Annotated in this window: 17 protein-coding genes; 9 read left to right on the plus strand and 8 right to left on the minus strand. The window is 58.3% G+C overall.

Annotated elements, in window-relative coordinates:
- Positions 1–1,199 precede the first annotated feature (1,199 nt).
- From B2A78_RS25595 to B2A78_RS06680, 4 genes are all read left to right on the plus strand, one after another.
- Positions 1,200–1,628: a hypothetical protein gene (locus tag B2A78_RS25595; RefSeq protein WP_086135480.1), complete on the plus strand. Its 429-nt coding sequence runs from the start codon at positions 1,200–1,202 to the stop codon at positions 1,626–1,628.
- On the plus strand, positions 1,625–2,383 hold the full coding sequence (locus tag B2A78_RS06670) for an energy transducer TonB (protein ID WP_143735093.1): 759 nt from the start codon (positions 1,625–1,627) through the stop codon (positions 2,381–2,383). Before B2A78_RS25595 ends, B2A78_RS06670 begins: the two co-directional genes overlap by 4 nt.
- Before the next feature lie 214 nt (positions 2,384–2,597).
- Positions 2,598–3,287 (plus strand): MotA/TolQ/ExbB proton channel family protein, encoded by a 690-nt coding sequence (locus B2A78_RS06675; protein WP_077729138.1) that lies wholly within the window; start codon positions 2,598–2,600, stop codon positions 3,285–3,287.
- Positions 3,265–3,675, plus strand: coding sequence for a biopolymer transporter ExbD (locus B2A78_RS06680; protein ID WP_077729139.1), 411 nt, complete (start codon positions 3,265–3,267; stop codon positions 3,673–3,675). Before B2A78_RS06675 ends, B2A78_RS06680 begins: the two co-directional genes overlap by 23 nt.
- Positions 3,676–3,755: 80 nt before the next feature.
- Here B2A78_RS06680 and B2A78_RS06685 read toward each other — a convergent pair whose 3' ends face one another.
- On the minus strand, positions 3,756–5,402 hold the full coding sequence (locus B2A78_RS06685; protein WP_168175361.1) for an alpha/beta hydrolase: 1,647 nt from the start codon (positions 5,400–5,402) through the stop codon (positions 3,756–3,758).
- 239 nt (positions 5,403–5,641) lie between these two features.
- Between B2A78_RS06685 and B2A78_RS06690 the strand changes: the two genes are divergently transcribed.
- The 3 genes from B2A78_RS06690 to B2A78_RS25990 all read left to right on the plus strand — a co-directional run bounded on the left by B2A78_RS06690 (position 5,642) and on the right by B2A78_RS25990 (position 7,683).
- A complete protein-coding gene (locus tag B2A78_RS06690) occupies positions 5,642–6,007 on the plus strand; it encodes a hypothetical protein (protein WP_077729141.1) in 366 nt (121 codons plus the stop codon).
- A gap of 350 nt (positions 6,008–6,357) precedes the next feature.
- A complete protein-coding gene (locus tag B2A78_RS06695; protein WP_077729142.1) occupies positions 6,358–6,744 on the plus strand; it encodes a YkvA family protein in 387 nt (128 codons plus the stop codon).
- Between the two features lie 762 nt (positions 6,745–7,506).
- Positions 7,507–7,683, plus strand: a complete 177-nt coding sequence (locus B2A78_RS25990; protein WP_156879397.1) for a hypothetical protein — start codon at positions 7,507–7,509, stop codon at positions 7,681–7,683.
- 17 nt (positions 7,684–7,700) lie between these two features.
- Here B2A78_RS25990 and metE read toward each other — a convergent pair whose 3' ends face one another.
- A complete protein-coding gene (gene metE / locus B2A78_RS06700) occupies positions 7,701–9,998 on the minus strand; it encodes a 5-methyltetrahydropteroyltriglutamate--homocysteine S-methyltransferase (RefSeq protein WP_077729143.1) in 2,298 nt (765 codons plus the stop codon).
- Between the two features lie 100 nt (positions 9,999–10,098).
- Here metE and B2A78_RS06705 point away from each other — a divergent pair, with 100 nt between their 5' ends.
- The gene (locus B2A78_RS06705) at positions 10,099–11,025 is read left to right on the plus strand and encodes a LysR family transcriptional regulator (protein WP_077729144.1); all 927 of its coding nucleotides are present in this window, start codon (positions 10,099–10,101) and stop codon (positions 11,023–11,025) included.
- Positions 11,026–11,275: 250 nt separating this feature from the next.
- Positions 11,276–11,485 carry a hypothetical protein gene (locus B2A78_RS06710; protein WP_156879394.1) on the plus strand — a complete coding sequence of 70 codons (210 nt, stop codon included), beginning with the start codon at positions 11,276–11,278 and terminating at the stop codon, positions 11,483–11,485.
- A 158-nt stretch (positions 11,486–11,643) separates the two neighbouring features.
- Here B2A78_RS06710 and hisC read toward each other — a convergent pair whose 3' ends face one another.
- From hisC to B2A78_RS06740, 6 genes are all read right to left on the minus strand, one after another.
- The gene (gene hisC / locus B2A78_RS06715) at positions 11,644–12,711 is read right to left on the minus strand and encodes a histidinol-phosphate transaminase (RefSeq protein WP_077729146.1); all 1,068 of its coding nucleotides are present in this window, start codon (positions 12,709–12,711) and stop codon (positions 11,644–11,646) included.
- Positions 12,704–13,171: a GNAT family N-acetyltransferase gene (locus tag B2A78_RS06720; protein ID WP_077729147.1), complete on the minus strand. Its 468-nt coding sequence runs from the start codon at positions 13,169–13,171 to the stop codon at positions 12,704–12,706. Before B2A78_RS06720 ends, hisC begins: the two co-directional genes overlap by 8 nt.
- A 19-nt stretch (positions 13,172–13,190) precedes the next feature.
- Positions 13,191–13,679 (minus strand): cupin domain-containing protein, encoded by a 489-nt coding sequence (locus B2A78_RS06725; RefSeq protein WP_077729148.1) that lies wholly within the window; start codon positions 13,677–13,679, stop codon positions 13,191–13,193.
- A gap of 85 nt (positions 13,680–13,764) precedes the next feature.
- Entirely contained in the window at positions 13,765–14,190 is a 426-nt protein-coding gene (locus B2A78_RS06730) for an SRPBCC family protein (protein ID WP_077729261.1), read from the minus strand.
- Between the two features lie 507 nt (positions 14,191–14,697).
- Positions 14,698–15,525 carry a helix-turn-helix domain-containing protein gene (locus B2A78_RS06735; protein WP_077729149.1) on the minus strand — a complete coding sequence of 276 codons (828 nt, stop codon included), beginning with the start codon at positions 15,523–15,525 and terminating at the stop codon, positions 14,698–14,700.
- Positions 15,526–16,469: 944 nt separating this feature from the next.
- Entirely contained in the window at positions 16,470–18,437 is a 1,968-nt protein-coding gene (locus B2A78_RS06740; RefSeq protein WP_077729150.1) for an AsmA family protein, read from the minus strand.
- Positions 18,438–18,751: the final 314 nt, after the last annotated feature.

Here is an 18,751-nt window from a genome sequence, read left to right on the forward strand (position 1 = left end):
CCACCAAACACCCATTCAAAGACATCCAAAGAAATCCGTAAGCCCGCGTAAATGCGGGCTTTTTCGTTTATATTCCATCCATCGCGATCCTATAGAGTCCGTTGACATCCGGGGTAACTGGGGGCACTTTCGGGGTAATTCAGTTATCCTACAAGGCGTTACCTCCATGCTCTGACCGATACCGCGCCGCGATCCGCAATACAAAGGCCGGGGCAAAGCCGATCAAGCTGGAATGACTGAAAGTCTTACTCCATAAGGCTTTCGTCGATTTCCGATTGACGCCGCCTCAACGAGATGAAAACCGCGTCTGACCTCTTTCGGCGGCGCGTTTTACTTTGGATGTTCACAACTTACGCCGCTTTTCGTGCAACAACACTTTTACCTCGCGCACGTACGCCTCGGAAATCACGCCAGCCGTTTCTGGGCGAACCTGGTCCAGATCACCCGAGAAAGACTTTGATCTGGACATAGAGGGCACGACCGTCACGATCGCCCATATCGAGCGACCTCGAAAGGTATGTGGTGAGTGACGCCTCCAGCGGATCACTTCCAGGTATTGATGCACGACCTCTTCCGGTGGCTGGCGACCGGTGAAGAGCACTCTGATTACCAGTTCCGTGTTTCACTACGAGTTCAAGTTCATCCATCCCTTCACAGACGGCAACGGCCGCATGGGGGACCGTGGCAGACCTTAACCTTCCCGCTGGAATCCCTCGTTCGCCGGCATCCCGGTAGAAAGCCTGATCTATAAGCATCAGGCGAAGTACTACCAGGCACTGCAAAACAGCATGAAGCAAACCGACTCAGCTCCCTTTATCGAGTTCATCCTCAGGATGATCCTTTAGGTGAGGGCGGAAAACTTGCAACACAACAAGTGATAACCTGCCATGGCCTGAATTAGCGTTGGCGTTTCCGGCAGCCGCTCCGGCTTCGGACGGTGGTGCTCGGGGTGCTACACCACATTCGAAAATCCCCGATCCAACACACCCCGAGATCAGCGCCAAGCGCATTCGTCCGGATCGAGCGTGAGCTTTAGACACAGCGAGTACGGCATATCCCACAGATCCGCTCTACCTGGCTTTTCTTTTTTAGGCTTTACAACAACTTATAGACGTCAGAAAAATTTTTTCTATCGGAAGTGCGGGATTAGCCGCGCTCATACGTCATTAGGGATAAGAAGCAACAAAAAAGGAATCGTCATGAGGATCAAGCAAGGCCGCCCCGCCTCTAGCCGAAGGGTCGACCCGAACGGAACTCGAGCCTCGGAATCCGGGACAACGAGCGGACCGGAGTTTCCTTCGGCGCGCTATTTTCAGGTTCATTTCGAATATCTCGAGGAGTTGCTCGCCGACGTTCGCCTGCGCCTCGATGCGTTGCGACAGCAAGTCGCCGATTTTCAACAAGATTCCAGTTACAGTCCTGCCGATAACACCGGATGCCAGCCCTCCGGGCAAGACAGCCGGATTGCACGCCAAGTGCCGGAAGAGTGCGGGACGGAGGCACACCGCAACAAATCATCCTCCGTCGGACCGACACTCTCGCTCCAAGGCGTCGACAAGTGCCAGAAGTCGCGGCGCAAGACGACGAGCGCGGTCGCTCCCATATTCGGCACGGTGTCCCGAGAATGAGCACATATTTCTTTTCCGGGGACCCGCCGTTCGATGGTCCCGGAGGTACGCCGGTCACGATGGCCGAGATTCCCGTTACCTGGAAGCGACCGCTCGCGGTGGCTGCCGCCGCCGGACTGGCCGCCGTACTGCACGGTTTGCTTTTCTTCTGGTATCTCGCCCGCCCGGAACCTGTGCCCTTCACCGAAGCCGCGCCGCTGCCGATGATCGACATGGTTCTGTCCGCGCCTCCCGCACCGGCGGTGACCCAGCCGACCGTACCGTCCCCGCCGACACCTCCGAAGGAAGCGAAGAAACCCGATCCCAAGCCGGTGAAAAAACCCAAACCGAAACCGGTGCGCAAGGATTCCGCGGTCAAACAGGTCGAGCCGCAAAAGCAGGAACAAGCGGACACCGCACCGCCGGCACCGGCGGCACCGGCGGCACCTTCCGCACCGCCCCAAGACCGTGCCGCTGCTCCGCGCAACGACACCTATACGCCGGCCAGTTCGAACGCCAACTATCTGAACAATCCGAAACCGGTTTATCCGGGCATCGCGCGCCGCCGACACTGGGAAGGCCTGGTCCTGCTGCGGGTCTACGTTACCGCCGACGGCCGCTGCGGCGAGTTATCGGTGCAACGATCGAGCGGCCACGACGTATTGGACGAAGCAGCCCTCGAGGCGGTGAAAAAATGGCGCTTCGTGCCCGCCAAGCGCGGTGATGTCGCGCAGGCAAGTTGGGTTACCGTGCCCATCGAGTTCCAATTGGAATGACCCGGATGAGAGGAACGTTTCGTTAGGTGGCTAGGCGCGTCGGGCAGAGCTTTGTCTTTGACGGTCGGCCGTCGCCCGCCTTAACCATCGTTCGGGACTGATCGGTGAGTGATGCTGTGCGGCGAAGTTGCGACAGGCACGAGGGCGCAGAAACCGTGCGGCCCACAACCGCGCGAAACAAACGAAATCACAATCTTAAACGCGAGAGGAGATCATGTTTAACCTATCGGAAACCGCCATTGTCGACGGCACTCTGTGCATGCTCGGCTGTTTTTCTCTGCTGACCTGGAGCGTGATTCTGCTGAAAGCGGGGGAACTCGGTTTGAACAAGCTGCGCAACCATAGCTTTCTGAAAATTGTCAGGAACGGCTCGGAGCTCGGTATCGATCAAGAATCGGTAAGCCACAGCGCGGCTCAGCTCGCCCGGGTGCAGCAGACCGGGCTGAAAACCCTGGCGCGGGCCAAGGTACAATTGGCTTTCCGCGCCGATAAGCATGAAGCCTGGCACGACCTGATCGAACGCGCCATGCGTTTGCAGATTCAAAAGGAGAAGGCCCGGATGGACGCCGGTCTCGGCTGGCTAGCCAGCATCGGCAGCACGGCGCCGTTCGTCGGCCTGTTCGGCACGGTATGGGGCATCATGCACGCCCTCAAGGACATCGGCGCCAAGGGTTCGGCCAGTCTGGAAGTGGTGGCCGGCCCCATCGGCGAGGCGTTGATCGCGACCGCCTTGGGCATTGCCGTGGCGATTCCGGCAGTGATCGCCTACAACTTCTTCCTGCGTCAGAACCGGCGCATCGTCATCGCACTGGACCACTTTGCCAGCGAGTTCCTGCACGCGACAATCCAAGACCATCTGATCCAACAAACGGTGACCGAACATGGCCATACAATTGCCCAATGACGACGACGGCGGCGAAATGAGCGAGATCAACGTCACGCCTCTGGTGGATGTGATGTTGGTGCTTCTGGTGGTGTTCATCGTCACGGCGCCGCTGCTGACCCAGGTGGTTCGGGTCAAATTGCCCAAGACCGAGCAAACCGAACCGGCACCGGACCAACACATCGCCATCCTCAGCGTGAACGCGGAGGGACAGCCGATGCTGGACGACCGTCCGGTGCCGCTGGAATCCTTGGAGGCCGAGTTGAAAGCCCTACAGGAGCGCGATCCCGAGATCGGCATCCAGCTCCAGGCCGATCGGGCGGCAGTGTTCGATGCCGTGGCCAAGGTCATGGCCAGCGCCCAGCGTTCCGGGATAGGCAAGCTGTCGTTCGTGACCGTCCAGCAATGAGAGGGGGTTTTCGGCCGATCGGAACCCCGGAATCCTAGGTTCGTGGCGACGCATGCCGTCAAGCAAAACTTCCGCGACGCTTATTTTGCGGACCACATGTCCTTCCGGCCCAAGTATTGGAGGCTGCTCTTGCGATTCCTCGAATTTGCGGCATCGAAACTTAGCCGTTCCACGCCCGAGATGCAGCTCGTGTCCGGCTCACCGTACGGATCATCGAGGAAGGAGAGCATCACGCGTGTCCCGCAATGATCAGCCGGTTTATCGCCTTTGGCGCCAGCCATAAGCGAATTCAAAATCACCACGTGCCCGGCGTCGGGCACTGTGACGAACCGCTGATTGGGGCCATTCAAGTCCTCTCGAATCGGTATGGCTTCGGCCAGGGGAGTATTCGAGTCGATATCGCTGTTGAGCATCAACACGGGGGCTCGCGTGTTAGCGTGCAGATCGCTCAATGGATCGCGGTACACCGGCCAGACCTGCGCATCGGCCAATAGAGCCAGCGAGGGCGCCACGTTCAACCAGGCGTAGAATCCCTCCGCTTCGTTCATGATTTGCGCGAAAGAAGTACCTTCCCACAGCTCCGAAAGCGTGATGTGCGAACTAAGGGGTGCCGAGTACTTCACCTGTTCGTAAGGTACGAAGCCAGGTCCCGGATCGGCCGCGGGCGCTTCCGAATCCGCCGCCGAAAAGAGCGACTCCGAAGAGAGTGATCGGATCAGATGTTCCAGTGCCATAACGTCGTCCGGAACACAGCGATTCAGCCGTAACACCACGGCCGGCATCAACCCTCGCAGGTCGGTCCTCTCGATCATCGTACCGAATAAACTGCGTAAATAGGAACGGGTGAGGGGCGAATCCAGTCGCGCCTGCAACTCCGAGCACAGTTGCCCCTGATCGAGGCGCGCGAAAGTCACGCCGAGAGCGGTCCACGGATCGGCGGCGATGCCGGCCAGGCGCCGACGGCAGTCGGCGTCCTTCGCGCAGCGGTCCATCACCATTCGTGCCGCCGCATTGGTACCGCGTTCAATCGTGTCGTACGCTTCGTACCCGGCTGCGACGATCGAATCGAGAATTACCGCATCGGGCTGCTCACCGCGCAGGGCCAAGTACCGCTGCACCAAATACGTGCCGTAGGAGACGCCGTACACTACCACTTCCCGACCGGGCGGACGTAGCCGGTCGATGATGTGAGCGAGATCACGTGCGGTGTTGGTGACGGTAAAATCCTCGATACCCTCCGGCCAAGCTCGGCGCAACTCGGCCAGGCAGTCCAGCGCATCCTCGGGCGCAACGATCGCCTCGTCAGCCGCGGCGGCACAGTAGAGCGGCGCCGAATTGCCGATGCCGCGCTGCTCGAAGATGTAGTAGTCCCATTCCGGGCGCAGTTCCGCAAAGGATTGAGACTGTTGCGCGAACCCGATGGCCGATGCGCCCGGCCCGCCGGTGACAAACCATAACTGTCCGCGCTTTTCGGTTTCCGGCGCGCTGCCCCGCACTCGCGCAACGAATATCGGAATCGTTCTACCGGGATTCGAGTATCTGAGCGGTACCGGAATGAAGGCGCATTCCGCAGCTACATCCTTAAATTCCGGGTAATCGGGACACTCGCCCCACTGGATCGACGGCTCGGACGTCGAACCGACAACACCACCGCTGACCGCTAGGACGCACAGGACTAAGGCCAAGTGCAGCGGATTCCTGAATGAGATTTCGAACCGAAGCGGCATGATTCCCATCCGTGCCTGACATCCACACCAATCCTTATTAGACGAGCATCCTCGGCAAAGATCGCGATCCGATGGCACGTTCCCGATCGTCGGCTGGTGCCGGGGGATTCGGTTTCGCGCACTAGGCCGTCCGAAATGTCATTCGCAGCGGAACCGCTTCGCCATTCCGCTCTACCGCGGACCACCAGATGAAATATATTTAGCGGCAGAGAGTCTGAACGATCATGGAGGTGCGCAGAATGAATATCGACGTATCGAATATCCGGAACGACAGGTCTCTCTCCTGTCTCCTTTATTTGTATCTGTGGCCGCTCTGGATCTTTGAAAACGTAAATGTGGGCTCCTTCCTGGAGCGCGCTGCGGCATACCGCCGCAACCGATCCAAGCGGGTCTACCTGCCAGGCTACACGGCGAAGTGGATTGTCATCTTCGCGATACTCATGGCCATGCTATCGGCGCTCGAATGCATGGGAAACGTCTTTGCCGCATGGAAATTCTCCTTCACCCTTCTGGCATGCGGAACGGGTATATTGGCAATTTTGGCTTTCGTTGTGGTTGTGATGACCGTCGCCATTTATTTGTTATTGACTCATTGGGAGTACTGAGATTCTACTTGCAAGAGTAATCGAATCGGCACGGGCGCCGGGGCCGTCATCCGCCTCCGGCGCTCGCCAGATGTAGCGAGCGGATATTCGTCACCATGCTCTTCAGGCACTGAGTTACGGCACAGCCAGCCGGCAGCATCCGACAAGATAGCCACACTTGCCACTTCGCTCCCGGCTCATCCCGCACCTTTCGAACGCTCACAGGCGTTCCCGTCATCCCGTGATCGAACAAACCGGAAAATACGCCAAAGATTGCTGCGGAGCACACACGGAGAGCGTAAATTAGACCTGCCGCTGATCGTGTGAAACCGCGATCAAAGGTCCTCGAATTTCCTTGAGAGGAAAAACCAATGTTGAGACAAAAGATTAAAGAACGGCTGAACGCCGACGCCAAAAAGCTCACCGAGAGCGATATCAAGCGAGTGATCGAAAAGGCCGACGACATAAAGCGGACGTTCGAATCCAAAGGTCCGCTCGGCCGTTTCCTGCGGGACGTCAAACTGATGATCGCACTGGTGCGGGACTATCGGAACGGCACCTATCGCCAAATCCCCTGGTATGCGCTCTCGGCGATTGTCGCCGCCCTCCTCTACGTCTTGAGTCCGGTCGATCTCATCCCGGACGTCATCCCGATTCTGGGCTACACGGACGATGCGCTGATGTTGAGCGTTTGCCTGCTTCTGGTCGAGCAACAACTTGCTGAATACGAGTCCTGGACCGCCGAAATGTCCACCTAAGCTAGCGATTTTCGCAAGATACGGCGAGTATCCGAATCGCATCATCTGCAAACCGCCGCTTCGATCACGGCCTAGGAAAACTCGGTTAGCCCGCATTTCTCATACCCCTTCGTAGCGAGGGCGTCGAGACGCCGCTGTGGCGCGCCGCACGGACTGAGTGACGGTGTCGTTGTAGGTCGGCAATCCTTTGCCGACGAGCGTGTGTCGGGAAAGGATTGCCGACCTACGATACGACGTCGAGCCGGCGTGAAGGGCTTCTCCGAGCGGGTGGCCAAGGAAGGCCACCCCGAACTTGGCGCGGAGCCGGACGGCGCGTCACGGCGAGCGGATCGGCGTCCGCAGTAGGAAGGGCGGCTCCGGCGCTCCCGGCCAGCCCCTTCCCCGGATAACCGTTTGCGATTGGAAGGGTCGCGGCTAAAGCGACCGTTTGCGATTGGAGGGTATGAGAAATGCGGGCTAGGTAACCCCACGTATTGTCTTAACCTATTCCGAGCGATCTAATACCTGCTACTCGGCTCGGACATCCGCCATAACCCGCGGGACGCGCGGATTGATGCGCCGAGTGCGAAACGGGATGTTTCGTCCCAGAGAGCCAAGGGAATAGCGGTCTTCTGGACGTCTCCACGGATGGCGAGTATCAGCACTGAGTGATGACGGGGGTCAACGGGTGGGAGGCCACTCGGGCTCGCCGAAGTCGGCGGGAACACGGAGGTTCAGCCCGTCATCACTCAGTGGCTTTCCCGCGAACGTGCACGCGCAGCCATGATCCAAATTTCTTCCTCGTCGCGATTTCCCCGCTGGGCACGGACGGCAACCCGCATCTTCGTCGCCGGACAGTTGCTCAAGGCGGTTTCCCGGCTGACTGTAGGCAGCCCGGTGGCACGGGCCATAGCGCTCGTCAAAGTGATCCGGATGGTTCGGAACCGACGGCGCGTTTGATCGGTAATCGGATCGCCTCACGAATGAAGTCGATCTTCAACCGCTGGCGCCCATCTTCGACGCAACGTTCTTGCCGCCTCGACCATATGAGCCAGGGTTTGCTCCGCCTCCGGCCATCCGCGCGTCTTGAGTCCGCAGTCGGGATTGACCCAGAGCCGTTCCGGAGAAATGGCCTCGCACGCTTTTTCCAGAAGGCGCAGCATCTCCTCTTTGTCCGGTATGCGGGGAGAGTGAATGTCGTAGATACCGGGGCCGATGTCGTTGGGATAACGGAAATCGCGGAAAGCGGTCAGCAAATCCATGTCGGAGCGGGAGGTTTCGATGGTGATCACGTCCGCGTCCAGATCGGCGATGGCCGGCAAAATGTCGCTGAATTCCGAGTAGCACATATGGGTGTGGATCTGGGTATCGTCCGCCACGCCGGATGAAGCCAGGCGAAACGCTTTTACCGCCCAATCCAGATAGCCGTTCCGGTCCCGCCGCTTAAGCGGCAAACCTTCCCGAATAGCAGGTTCGTCGATCTGGATGGCCGCGACGCCCGCTTGCTCCAGGTCGTCGACTTCGTCGCGAATGGCCAGGGCGATTTGCAGAGCAGTGGTAGCTCGGGGCTGATCATCGCGTACGAAGGACCATTGCAGGATAGTCACGGGACCGGTCAGCATGCCTTTAACCGGCTTTCGGGTCTGCTTCTGGGCATAGGCGATCCATTCCACGGTCATGGGCTTTGGCCTTGACACGTCGCCCACGATGATCGGCGGCTTGACGCAACGGGAGCCGTAACTCTGCACCCAACCCTGCCGGGTGAAGACGAAACCCTCCAGTTGCTCGCCGAAATACTCCACCATATCGTTGCGCTCGACTTCTCCATGCACCAGGAGATCCAACCCGAGCGCTTCCTGTTTGTGCACGGCTTCGCGTATGGCTTTGCGCATGGTTTCCCGGTACAGGGCGTCGTTCAGCTCCCCGTTGCGGTAATCGGCGCGGGCCTTGCGGATGTCCGGCGTCTGCGGGAAGGAACCGATCGTGGTGGTCGGAAAGACAGGCAGCCGCAGCCTTTTCTGCTGCAATGGGATCCGTTCGGGAAAGGGCGAGTAACGCCGAAAATCCGCTTCGGTCAACTGGTCGAGACGGGCCCCGACCGCCGGATTGTGAATCCGCGGTGACGTCGCCCGGTTCTGCAACACCCGATCCTGGGCTTCCAGTTCGGTCCGGATGGCATCCACGCCCAGCCGCAAGCCTTTGTCCATGATCGCCAGCTCATCGAGCTTCTGCACGGCAAAGGCCAACCAGTCTTTGATCTCTGGATCCAGTTCGGACTCCGGCTCCACGTCTACCGGTACGTGGAGCAGTGAACAGCTCGGCGCCAGCCACAGCCGCTTGCCCAGCTCGGCACGGGCGGTTTCGGCCAGCGCCAGCGTGCGTCTGAGGTCGGTACGCCAGATGTTGCGGCCGTCGATGAGCCCCAGCGACAGAATTTTGTCCGAAGGATACCCGTCGACGAAAACCGGCACCTGATCCGGCGCTCTGACGGCATCGATATGCAATCCAGCCACCGGCAGCGCCTTCAGCAAGCTCGCCTGATCCGCCGCCGAATCGAAATAGGTCGCGAGGAGAATTTTCGGCCCCGCCGCTGCCAGAGCGCGGTAAGCCTCCCGATAGCCGGCGAGCCAATCCAGCGGCAGGTCGAGCACGAGGGCCGGCTCGTCCATCTGCACCCAGGCGACGCCTTGATCTTTAAGTCTCCGGAGGATTTCCGCATAGACCCGCACCAGATGGGGCAGTAATTCCAGCCGGTCGAACCCTTCTTCCTTCGCCTTGCCCAGAAACAAATAGGTCAAGGGACCGATCAGCACAGGCTTGGGATTGAGTTTCAGAGCCTTGGCCTCCTCCACCTCTTCGAACAACCACTCCGCGCCCAGGCGGAACCTCGTGTCGCGATGGAATTCCGGGACGATATAGTGGTAGTTGGTGTCGAACCACTTGGTCATTTCCATGGCCGGCTGATCCTTGCTGCCTCGGGCCAGTTCGAAATAGCGGTCGAGATCCGGAGGCTCGTCGCCGAAACCGAAGCGTTCCGGAGCGGCTCCCAGCAATACCGCCATGTTCAGCATTTGATCGTAATAGGCGAAATCGCCCACCGGCACCAGGTCGATCCCGGCTCGGGCTTGGAGTTTCCAATGCCGTTCGCGCAACTGTCGGCCGGTTTGCTTCAAATCCGAGAGACCGATCTTGCCGGACCAGTAGGCTTCCAGAGCCTGCTTCAACTCGCGCTTAGTCCCGATGCGGGGAAATCCCAAAGAATGCGTCACCGCCATGAGTCTGCTCCTCTTGTAGGTCGATTCGGAGCTGGCATGATCGGCTCGCGATGATTATTATTCAAACTCAACTTTTTCATAAACTTCATCGATTTTGTTCATGATTCAGTCGATTTTGGAGCTGCGCCATTTGCAAACCCTGCTGGCCCTGGTGGAAACCGGCACCCTGTCCCGAGCCGCGACCCGGATATATCTCTCCCAATCGGCGATCTCGCATCAGATCAAGCAGCTGGAGGAGCACTACGGCGTCAGCCTGTTCGAGCGCAAGAGCCAGCCGCTGCGGCTCTCGCCGGCGGGCCAGCGCCTGCATACGTTGGCGGAAACAGTCATGAAACTGGTCGGAGATGCGGAGCGGGACGTCGCGCGCATCGCCCAGGGCGAAGCCGGGCAGCTCCGCATTGCCGTGGAGTGTCACACCTGCTTCGATTGGCTCATGCCGGCCATGGACCAATTCCGGGAGCACTGGCCGGAAATCGAGCTGGATCTGGTCTCGGGCTTCCACACCGACCCGTTGGCCCTACTGCTGGAAAATCGCGCGGAACTGGTGGTGGTTTCCGAGCCGCAGCACCGCTCGGGGCTTGCTTTTCATCCACTGTTCAGTTTCGAAATCGTCGGCTTGGTGTCGCGGCAGCATCCGTTCGCGCCCAAACGCTTCCTGAAACCCGAAGATTTCGCCGCGGAAACGCTGATCAGCTATCCGGTGCCGGACGACATGCTGGACATCGTGCGCAAGGTCCTGAAGCCGGTCGGTATAGAACCGAAACGGCGCACCGCCGAACTGACGGTGGCTATCCTACAACTGGTGGCCAGCCGTCGCGGCATTGCGGCCTTGCCCAACTGGACGGTTCAGAGCTATCTGGAGCGGGATTACGTCTTGGGAAAACCGATCGGCAAAAAAGGTCTGTGGAGCGCCTTGTACGCGGCGACTACCGCGCCGATGGCGACATCGGCCTTTATGCTGGACTTCCTAGATACCGTACGTTCCAGCAGCTTCCGGAACCTGCGGGGACTTCAACCGCTGTCGTAGCCGGTTGGGTCTGCCCGAAGACGGCTCGTAGGTAATTTTACGTGCTTACAAGGCGCGCAAAGGAGGCTTGAATAGAGTCCTCTGTAAATTTGTCGCACCTTATCTTTGATTTCCTCAGTCACGACCCGAACCTGTTTCGGTATCGATTTACACCGACCACTCGTCGAGATCAGTTCCGCTCGATGTCGTCGACATTCCGATGCGGTTTGAGCGTATAATGGATAAATCTTCCACGGCTATGAATCCTCGATTGTCACAATCAAGCACCAAAATTCCCCTCGGTACGGCAGTACTGTATAAACCCAAACGACCGCGCTTTTTCAAGGACTCCTACCTCCCCGGTCAACCCGCCATCGTCAAACGCTATTCGCGCTTCAACAGCGACGACTGTTTTATCGAATTTCCTTCCGGCGGCATTTTGCGGGTACCCGAGAGCGACATCGAACCCGTGGTAGCGTAGCTACAATCTGGTGAATTCGGTAATCACCCCAAAATCGACCATGGGTCCAACGTAGCGATGTGGTTTGATGCCGCGGTTGCAGGCGTTCGGGTCCGTTGTGTGCCGTTGCTTCCGCCAGAGATCCCCGCGTTTTATGCCGGTGGCCGGTATGAAACGACTCAGCGCGGCGATTCCAAGATAGACGCTAGCGCCTCCGCCAACGCTCGGCACTGAGCGTCGGTGCCGACGGTGATGCGCAGGAATTGCTCTATCCGCGGCTGCCTGAAGTGCCGCACGATAATATGCCGCTGCCGAAGCAGCGCAGCCAGCTCCGCTGCGTCCCTACGGGGATGCCGGGCGAATACGAAGTTCCCGCCGGACGGCAATACCTCGAATCCCAATCCGGATAGCTCCCGAACGAGCTGATTCCGGCTCCGGATGATGGCTAGCCGCGTGCTCTCGAAATAGTCCCGGTCCTCGAACGCCGCCACCGCGCCGGCGATGGCCAAGCGATCCAGCGGATAGGAATTGAAGCTGCCCTTCACGCGCTCCAAAGCCTCGATCAAACCGGCGTCTCCGATGGCGAAACCTACCCGCAGGCCGGCCAGGGACCGCGACTTGGACAACGTTTGTATCACCAGCAGATTGGGGAAGCGTTCGACCGCCGCCACGGCGGATTCGCCGCCGAAATCGATGTAGGCCTCGTCTATCACCACGACCGATTCCGTGTTGTTTTCGAGCAGCGCTTTGATATGGGCGAGCGGCAGCAGGCAGCCGGTAGGCGCGTTCGGGTTCGGGAAGATGATCCCGCCGTTCGGGCGCCGGTAATCGTCGATCCGGATGTCGAAGCGCTCGGTCAGCGGAATGCAGGTGTGCTCGATGCCGTAAAGACCGCAGTAGACCGGATAAAAACTGTAGGTGATATCGGGAAACAGAATGGGCAAGTCGTGCTTCAGCAGCGCTTGAAAGGCATGGGCCAGCACCTCGTCCGATCCGTTGCCGACGAAGATTTGATGTTTCTCGACGCCATAAAATCGGCCAATGGCCTCTTTCAGGCGATCGGCATCGGGATCGGGATAAAGCCGGAGCGTTTCGCCCATCTCGCCACGCAAGGTTTCTAACACCTTGGGCGAAGGAGGATACGGATTTTCGTTGGTGTTGAGCTTGATGAGATCGTTCAACCTGGGCTGCTCGCCGGGCGTATAACGCGTCAAATCCCGAATGGCGGGACTCCAAAATTTATTCACGAATTACCGACTCCAGTTTCATGGGTATACAAATCACGCCCGAAACGTCGACCGCTTCGGATTGCCTGACGAATCCGAATTTTTCGTATACGGCGACGGCATAACGAGACGAATTCACGGTAAACACACCTGGATTTCCGGCACTGAGACTCGCGGCTTTGGCGACTTCCCAGAGCCTTCTGGCCACGCCCTTGCTCTGGAAACGTTCGGATACGAACAAATGATAGAGATGGCGATTGTCCCTGATTGCGATCACACCGGCCAATTCGCCATTTTCCTCGGCAAGGTGATAGCGGTAACCCGACTCCAGGTAGCTCCTGATCGCGACCTCGCTCATCGACTCGAGCAAGCGGCCGGCTCCTTCCTCGGAAAATTCGTGCGCGATGTACTTGCCGGCGAGATCGCGAAGGAGCGCGCTGATGCGTCGCGCATCATCCGGAGTGGCAGCTCGAATGTCCATTCATGGCTCGCCTGGAACCTCACTCGTAAGGCGTACCGTCTTTGCGGAAGAACCGATAAGAGCCGCGAACCGCACGCGCCTCCAAATCTTCGTCGGGATAGTTGGCAAGGTCCCCCGGAAGCCGGTCGCCGATTTCCAGATAGACCGCGACGGATTGTCCGCGGTTGATCAGCTGATGCCCGTCCGGCTGGCCGCCCGGAAATCCGGCACATAGTCCGGGGACTAGGATTTGCTCCCCTTGCTCGGTTACCAGGGTCAATTCCCCCTCCAGAACGTAGATGAACTCGTCCTGCCGGGTATGCCAATGCCGCAGCGCCGACACGGCGCCCGGCTCCAGTGTGACCAGGTTGACGCCGAAGGTCTGCAGGCCCAGCGCATCGCCGAGAGCCCTTTTGCTTCGTCCGGCGGTCAATGAACGGAGTCGTTCCGTCGGATAGGTCGAGGCGGTTCTGGCGGGAACACGGGAAGGGTCGAGCGCGGGTAATGTCAAAGATGTTTCTGTCTTCATCGGGCAAATTTCCAATTAGGCTGGTTCGAAGAGTGGCTCACCGGTCGTCGTGCTTGGGGAAATCTCCGCTGCATTCGATGATGCTCTATGCGGACTGGAGGTCTTTCTCCATGCCGTCAATACCTGCGCTGATAGCACCGCGCACTAGCTCGGCCACCGATGCGGCATCTTCGGGCTGCGATTCGAAATCGATAGTCCACACTACAACGCCCAAGCCATCATAAGACTTAAAGACTTCGACCGTCCCTTTGTAATAGGTTACGGGAAATGGAGATATCGGCCGAAGATATATCAATCGCATGTTTATGTCGTCGATTTCTTCAATAGTGTCTTTTATCTCGCCGCCGCCTGCTACGGTCATATATCGCAATGCGCCCTTTCCATCACCCTCTACTCTGCACGTTTCGATGAACGGAAACCAAACGTCGAGTCTTCCTATTTTTCGGATCGCTCCCCAAACCATATCGGCGGGGACATTTAGCTTTTTCGTAATCGGTTGTTTAGTAAACATCGACATCTCCTTAACCAGTTTTCGCGATCGAATGAACACCTTTGTGACAATGCCGCACCGTTCTATCGATCTACAACGACTTCAATCTACAACGAACCTTTTGGCGGCCCGTGCGGCGTACTGTAGCAACACGATCTATCGTTCGTATTGGAAAAAACCGACAAGCGGAAGCGGCACAGTCCTAAACAGCGTGGCCGAGCGTGAAACGGAGAGAAATATAGAGGCGCGAGAAATGGCCAAGAGGGTTCTTCGAGCGATAAAACAATCACCCTTAGAGCGTTTTCATCGCGCTCGTACGGCAAAACCGGCTTGGCGGACGTCGTTGGCGCCTTCGGCTCGGGTGAATGGATTCAAGTATTCGTAGGTCGGCAATCCTTTGCCGACGAAGACGCTCGCCGGGACGTGGCGTCGGGAAGGGGGGCTTCGGCGCTCCCGAAGACGCCGTTTGCGATTGGGAAGGATTCCCGACCTACTCGTGAGTGCCCGTACAGCAGATATGAAAATGCTCTAGCGTCCGGCTCCATGTAGATTCAATAATCCGGAAAACTGTATGGTTTTGGAAGCTTCCAATCGAGGATGGATGGATTCCGGCGACATCCCGTAAAGCTCATGGAAATCGCGAATCATGTGGCTCTGATCGTAGTAACCTGCTGCATATGCCGCATCCGCCCAATTTGAAAGCATTCGGCGCTGGAAAAGCGCGTTCCGCAAACGGACGATACGAGCATATTTCTTGGGCGTAGCGCCGACATGAAACTGGAACCGCCGTTCGAGCGTGCGTTCGGTCAAGCCTAAAGTTCGGGCGAGCTTCGAAATGGGATGATTTCCGTTTGACTTATCCAACTCCTTGCACGCTGTTTGAATCAGCAAATCCTCATTGTCCCGATTCAAAATCGAAAGCAAGAAATGCTCGACACATTGGACGCGCTCGCTAGCGCTCCTCTTAAGAGACAAGTTATCCTCGATTTCTTCTATCGAATATTTGGGGAAAATATCTCTACAGTCCACCCGCCTTTCGGCGCAATCTCTCACTATGCCGCGACAAAAAACATTTAACCCCCATGGGGTAAGGCGCGCCGAAACCCCGGATACTTTTCCAAAAGACCCAAGATCACTGCGAAAACTTTGAAAACCGGCGAGTCCGCTACGGGTTGTATAAATTCGGTCCTTGTGCGCCGTGGTCAATAAATCGGCATACAAAAAACATAAATAGGTTGCGGTATCCGGCAAGATCGTCAGCGCCGAGTTGTCAGCACCCATTAAATCGTCATAGTCCCAAATCGCCGTAACATAAGGTGCCAGCAAGCGAGATGGCCGAAAGATTCTTAAACTCATAATGACACACCTGTTTATCGAGCACGGCAGGCCGTGATCTCTCGGTTGTCCCTGCCCATGAGTCGCGACTTTGAGAGGCGGGTAATTGAGCTATCTTGGGCCCAGCGCATTTTCATCCCGATAGTACGGACACCGCGACGGGAGAGATGAACGCAATCCCCCCTGGCCCAATGCTGTTAAGTTAACTCGTCATTCCGGCAGGGATTGCTCACCCCATCCCTGGGGTTCGTCCTACGGACCGTGCTCCGCACGTCCAAATTTGCTCCTGGCAAATTTGTGCCGGACAAATCGGCAGGATGGCCGATTTGCACGCGAAGCGTCCGTAGGGTGCCGCACAGGGACTGTGCGGCATGAATCCAGGGCACAGGGAAATGACACGCCTCTGCCATCCATGGCTTCTGGACCCCGGCATTCCAATCGCAAACGGTGTCTTCGGGAAGGGCGTGGCCGGCGCTCCCGGCCAGGCCGTTTGCGATTGGAAGGGTCGCGACTAAAGCGACCGTTTGCGATTGGAAGGGTCATCCCAGCGCTCCTGGGATGACCGTTTGCGATTGGAGCACCGAAGCCACCCTTCCCTGCCGGGGTGACGTCATTCGCCTTAACTTAACGGCATTGCCCTCCCTGGCCCCTTTTGCAAAGGGGGGAATGACGCTTGCCTCCCCCCATTGTGAAAGAGGGATCGAGGGGGATTCAAAACGCCGGCCGAGCACCGGATCCCTGTCGGTTTTCTCATCGGACCGACACGACCTAACGTCCAGTAGATGGCGCGTTGCCGCGTAAGCCGTCGTCGGTAAGCGAAAACGCCATATCCGCCGCGAATCTACGCCGCCAAAGTATCCCCGTCAATTGCAAGCAGGTTGAGACTCAGCGCACAACTCGAGACGTCCGGCCCGATAAATTCCGGAATGTGGCGCCCCGTCTCTTTTCAAAGACATGGACCCGGTTTAGTGCCGTTCTTGTCGTTCCCGCTCTTTTTCCGGAATTTTCTCTTTGGATGTGGCGGCATCGACCAGTGCGTGGCACGCGCTGTCCTCGGCCAAGCCGAGTTCGATCCAGGGAATCAATGCTGCCGCCGGAGTCAGGAGCGCTCCCAGCGCTACGGAAGCTGCGCCGCGGGCGATCAGGGGCGCAGGCTCGGGATAGGGGCGCGGCTTTTTCAGGTTTCCTTCGATCTTGATCGGATTTCGCGCGCTGAACGGGCTGAAGTCCTTGGGATGGGCGGTCAGGCGGAGATCCAGGGCCTCGGTGGCCAGATTCACCTGGCCTTCCATCAGCACATTGGTATCGGTGGTATCCATCAGGAACAACTGAGTCTTCACCACGCCGTCGCTGACGATGAAGTCGGCGATGGTGCAGCGGACCGGAATGCTCGGATCCGTGCCGATGAGTTTCTGGAGACTCTCCGCGAAGTCGATACCGAACAGTTCCATCATCAGGTTGCTGATGCGGCCCTGTTCCATCAGGATGGTTATGCCGCCGTCCGCGTGAGCGGCCATCTCCGCCACCGAGTTGCCGGCGGTGGTCAGATTCACGCGGCCGAAAAAGGTGCCGGCGGTTTCTTCTTCGAACGGGGTTCCGGCCACCAGCCGCTTGAACGGCACCTTGTCGATTTTTCCTTTGACTTCGGTCTGTAATTTGTCGCCGCGTGCGTTCAGAGTCACATTGGATTCGATCGCCCCGAAACCCACGGTAAGCTTTACCGGTTGGATCGTCAGCATGCCTTGATCCATTTTGACATGCACGGACACATCGTCCACCGGCATCCAGGGGGTCACGATATTGCTGCTTTGGAAGCGCACGTCCCCGTCGGCGGCGCGCAAGCCCTCCACGGGATACGGCTTGTCGGGAAGCAGTCTCGGGCGCTCCGGTTCCTCCGGGGACGGCGTCGGATCGGCACCGAAGACGCCCACGAAATCCTTGAAGTCGAGTTTGCGGGAAACCACGTCGCCTTGCAGGTAGGGCCGCTCGTCCCGCATCGTGAACATCAGGTCGCCGGTGAGATCGCTGTTGCCGAGACTGCCCTCGAACCCCTTCAACAGCCAGCGTTCGCCCTCACGGTTAATCTTTCCGCTGAACCGATACGGCGGCGTTTCGGGTATCCACATGGGCGCTATGGAGGCGAGCGCCGCGAGATCCGGCCCTTTCGCCTCGAACTGCAAATCGGGGCCCTGAAGCTCCAAGGGTTCGGCTATCGTGCCCGATACCTTGGCCTCGGTCTTGCCGTACTCGACTTCGACGTTAACCGGGAAAGGCTGATCTTCTTGCCAAAGATCCAGCACCGAACCGCCTCTGACCTTCAGCGTGAATTGTTCCTGCTGCAATCGGCCCTGGCCGCTCAGTTCGACCGCCTGCTCGTCCGACTCGCCGACCACCGTCGAAACGTTCATGTCCAAGCGGGTATCCGTGGTCGGATCGCGGAACAACAAGCGGCCGTCGTCGATGGCGAGGCTATCGATTTTCGGAACCCATCTTTCGCTAACGGGGGCTCCGGCCGGTTCCCGCTTCTCTTTTTTGTCGCCGAACTCCCAATTGGCCATTCCCTCGGGATTCCGTTCGAGCAATATGTGGGGTTTCGAGACGCGGACTTCCGGAAGCACGATGCGCCCTTTGAAGAGTTCCGGAATTCGGACGGCGAACGCCAGCCGGTCGAGGGTGAACATCTCCGGTTCGCTTCCCCAGGGCGCATTGGCCAGTTCCACGTCGTTGATCGTGAAGCGCGGCGTCCACGACCAGTCGGCGCTCAGATCGCCATTGATCGCGAATTCGCGGCCCAGGGACTTGCTGACCGCCGTGGATAGCGGCTCGCGAAGCCTGTTCAGGTCGAAGAAGGCTATGACGAGAACGATGGTAAGAATCAGAATCCCGATCAGGGCACCGATTCCGATAGCGATCCATTTCAAGACGCGCAGCATAAGCTTTCCCAAGGAAATCGGTTATCGGGCTGATCGGCAACCCGCCTGGTGAAGGCCGGTACCGCTCCAAGTTCCTCCCGGATTCCGCTCTCAATGTCCATAGTACCCTCGGCGCCGCGAGCGATTTACACGGTCCGTATCTTTCAAGCCTCGCTGCCGGCGAATCCGCTCGGTCGTACGATGCCTTGCCGGATAGACCTGTCGCCGTCCAAATTCTCTTAAATCGTTATGACCGCCGATCCGGCAAAAAGGTCGTTGGAAAGACGCTTTCCATCCTTAGACAGTACGGATGATTGTTCCCCCACGATTTCGCT

The sequence above is a fragment of the Methylocaldum sp. 14B genome (assembly GCF_002005105.1).
Lineage (GTDB): Bacteria > Pseudomonadota > Gammaproteobacteria > Methylococcales > Methylococcaceae > Methylocaldum.

Coding starts and splice junctions, on each gene's coding strand:
- B2A78_RS25595 (WP_086135480.1), top strand. CDS start 1,200: ATGAGGATCAAGCAAGGCCGCCCCGCCTCTAGCCGAAGGGTCGACCCG.
- B2A78_RS06670 (WP_143735093.1), top strand. CDS start 1,625: ATGAGCACATATTTCTTTTCCGGGGACCCGCCGTTCGATGGTCCCGGA.
- B2A78_RS06675 (WP_077729138.1), top strand. CDS start 2,598: ATGTTTAACCTATCGGAAACCGCCATTGTCGACGGCACTCTGTGCATG.
- B2A78_RS06680 (WP_077729139.1), top strand. CDS start 3,265: ATGGCCATACAATTGCCCAATGACGACGACGGCGGCGAAATGAGCGAG.
- B2A78_RS06685 (WP_168175361.1), bottom strand. CDS start 5,402: ATGCCGCTTCGGTTCGAAATCTCATTCAGGAATCCGCTGCACTTGGCC.
- B2A78_RS06690 (WP_077729141.1), top strand. CDS start 5,642: ATGAATATCGACGTATCGAATATCCGGAACGACAGGTCTCTCTCCTGT.
- B2A78_RS06695 (WP_077729142.1), top strand. CDS start 6,358: ATGTTGAGACAAAAGATTAAAGAACGGCTGAACGCCGACGCCAAAAAG.
- B2A78_RS25990 (WP_156879397.1), top strand. CDS start 7,507: ATGATCCAAATTTCTTCCTCGTCGCGATTTCCCCGCTGGGCACGGACG.
- metE (WP_077729143.1), bottom strand. CDS start 9,998: ATGGCGGTGACGCATTCTTTGGGATTTCCCCGCATCGGGACTAAGCGC.
- B2A78_RS06705 (WP_077729144.1), top strand. CDS start 10,099: ATGATTCAGTCGATTTTGGAGCTGCGCCATTTGCAAACCCTGCTGGCC.
- B2A78_RS06720 (WP_077729147.1), bottom strand. CDS start 13,171: ATGGACATTCGAGCTGCCACTCCGGATGATGCGCGACGCATCAGCGCG.
- B2A78_RS06725 (WP_077729148.1), bottom strand. CDS start 13,679: ATGAAGACAGAAACATCTTTGACATTACCCGCGCTCGACCCTTCCCGT.
- B2A78_RS06730 (WP_077729261.1), bottom strand. CDS start 14,190: ATGTTTACTAAACAACCGATTACGAAAAAGCTAAATGTCCCCGCCGAT.
- B2A78_RS06735 (WP_077729149.1), bottom strand. CDS start 15,525: ATGAGTTTAAGAATCTTTCGGCCATCTCGCTTGCTGGCACCTTATGTT.
- B2A78_RS06740 (WP_077729150.1), bottom strand. CDS start 18,437: ATGCTGCGCGTCTTGAAATGGATCGCTATCGGAATCGGTGCCCTGATC.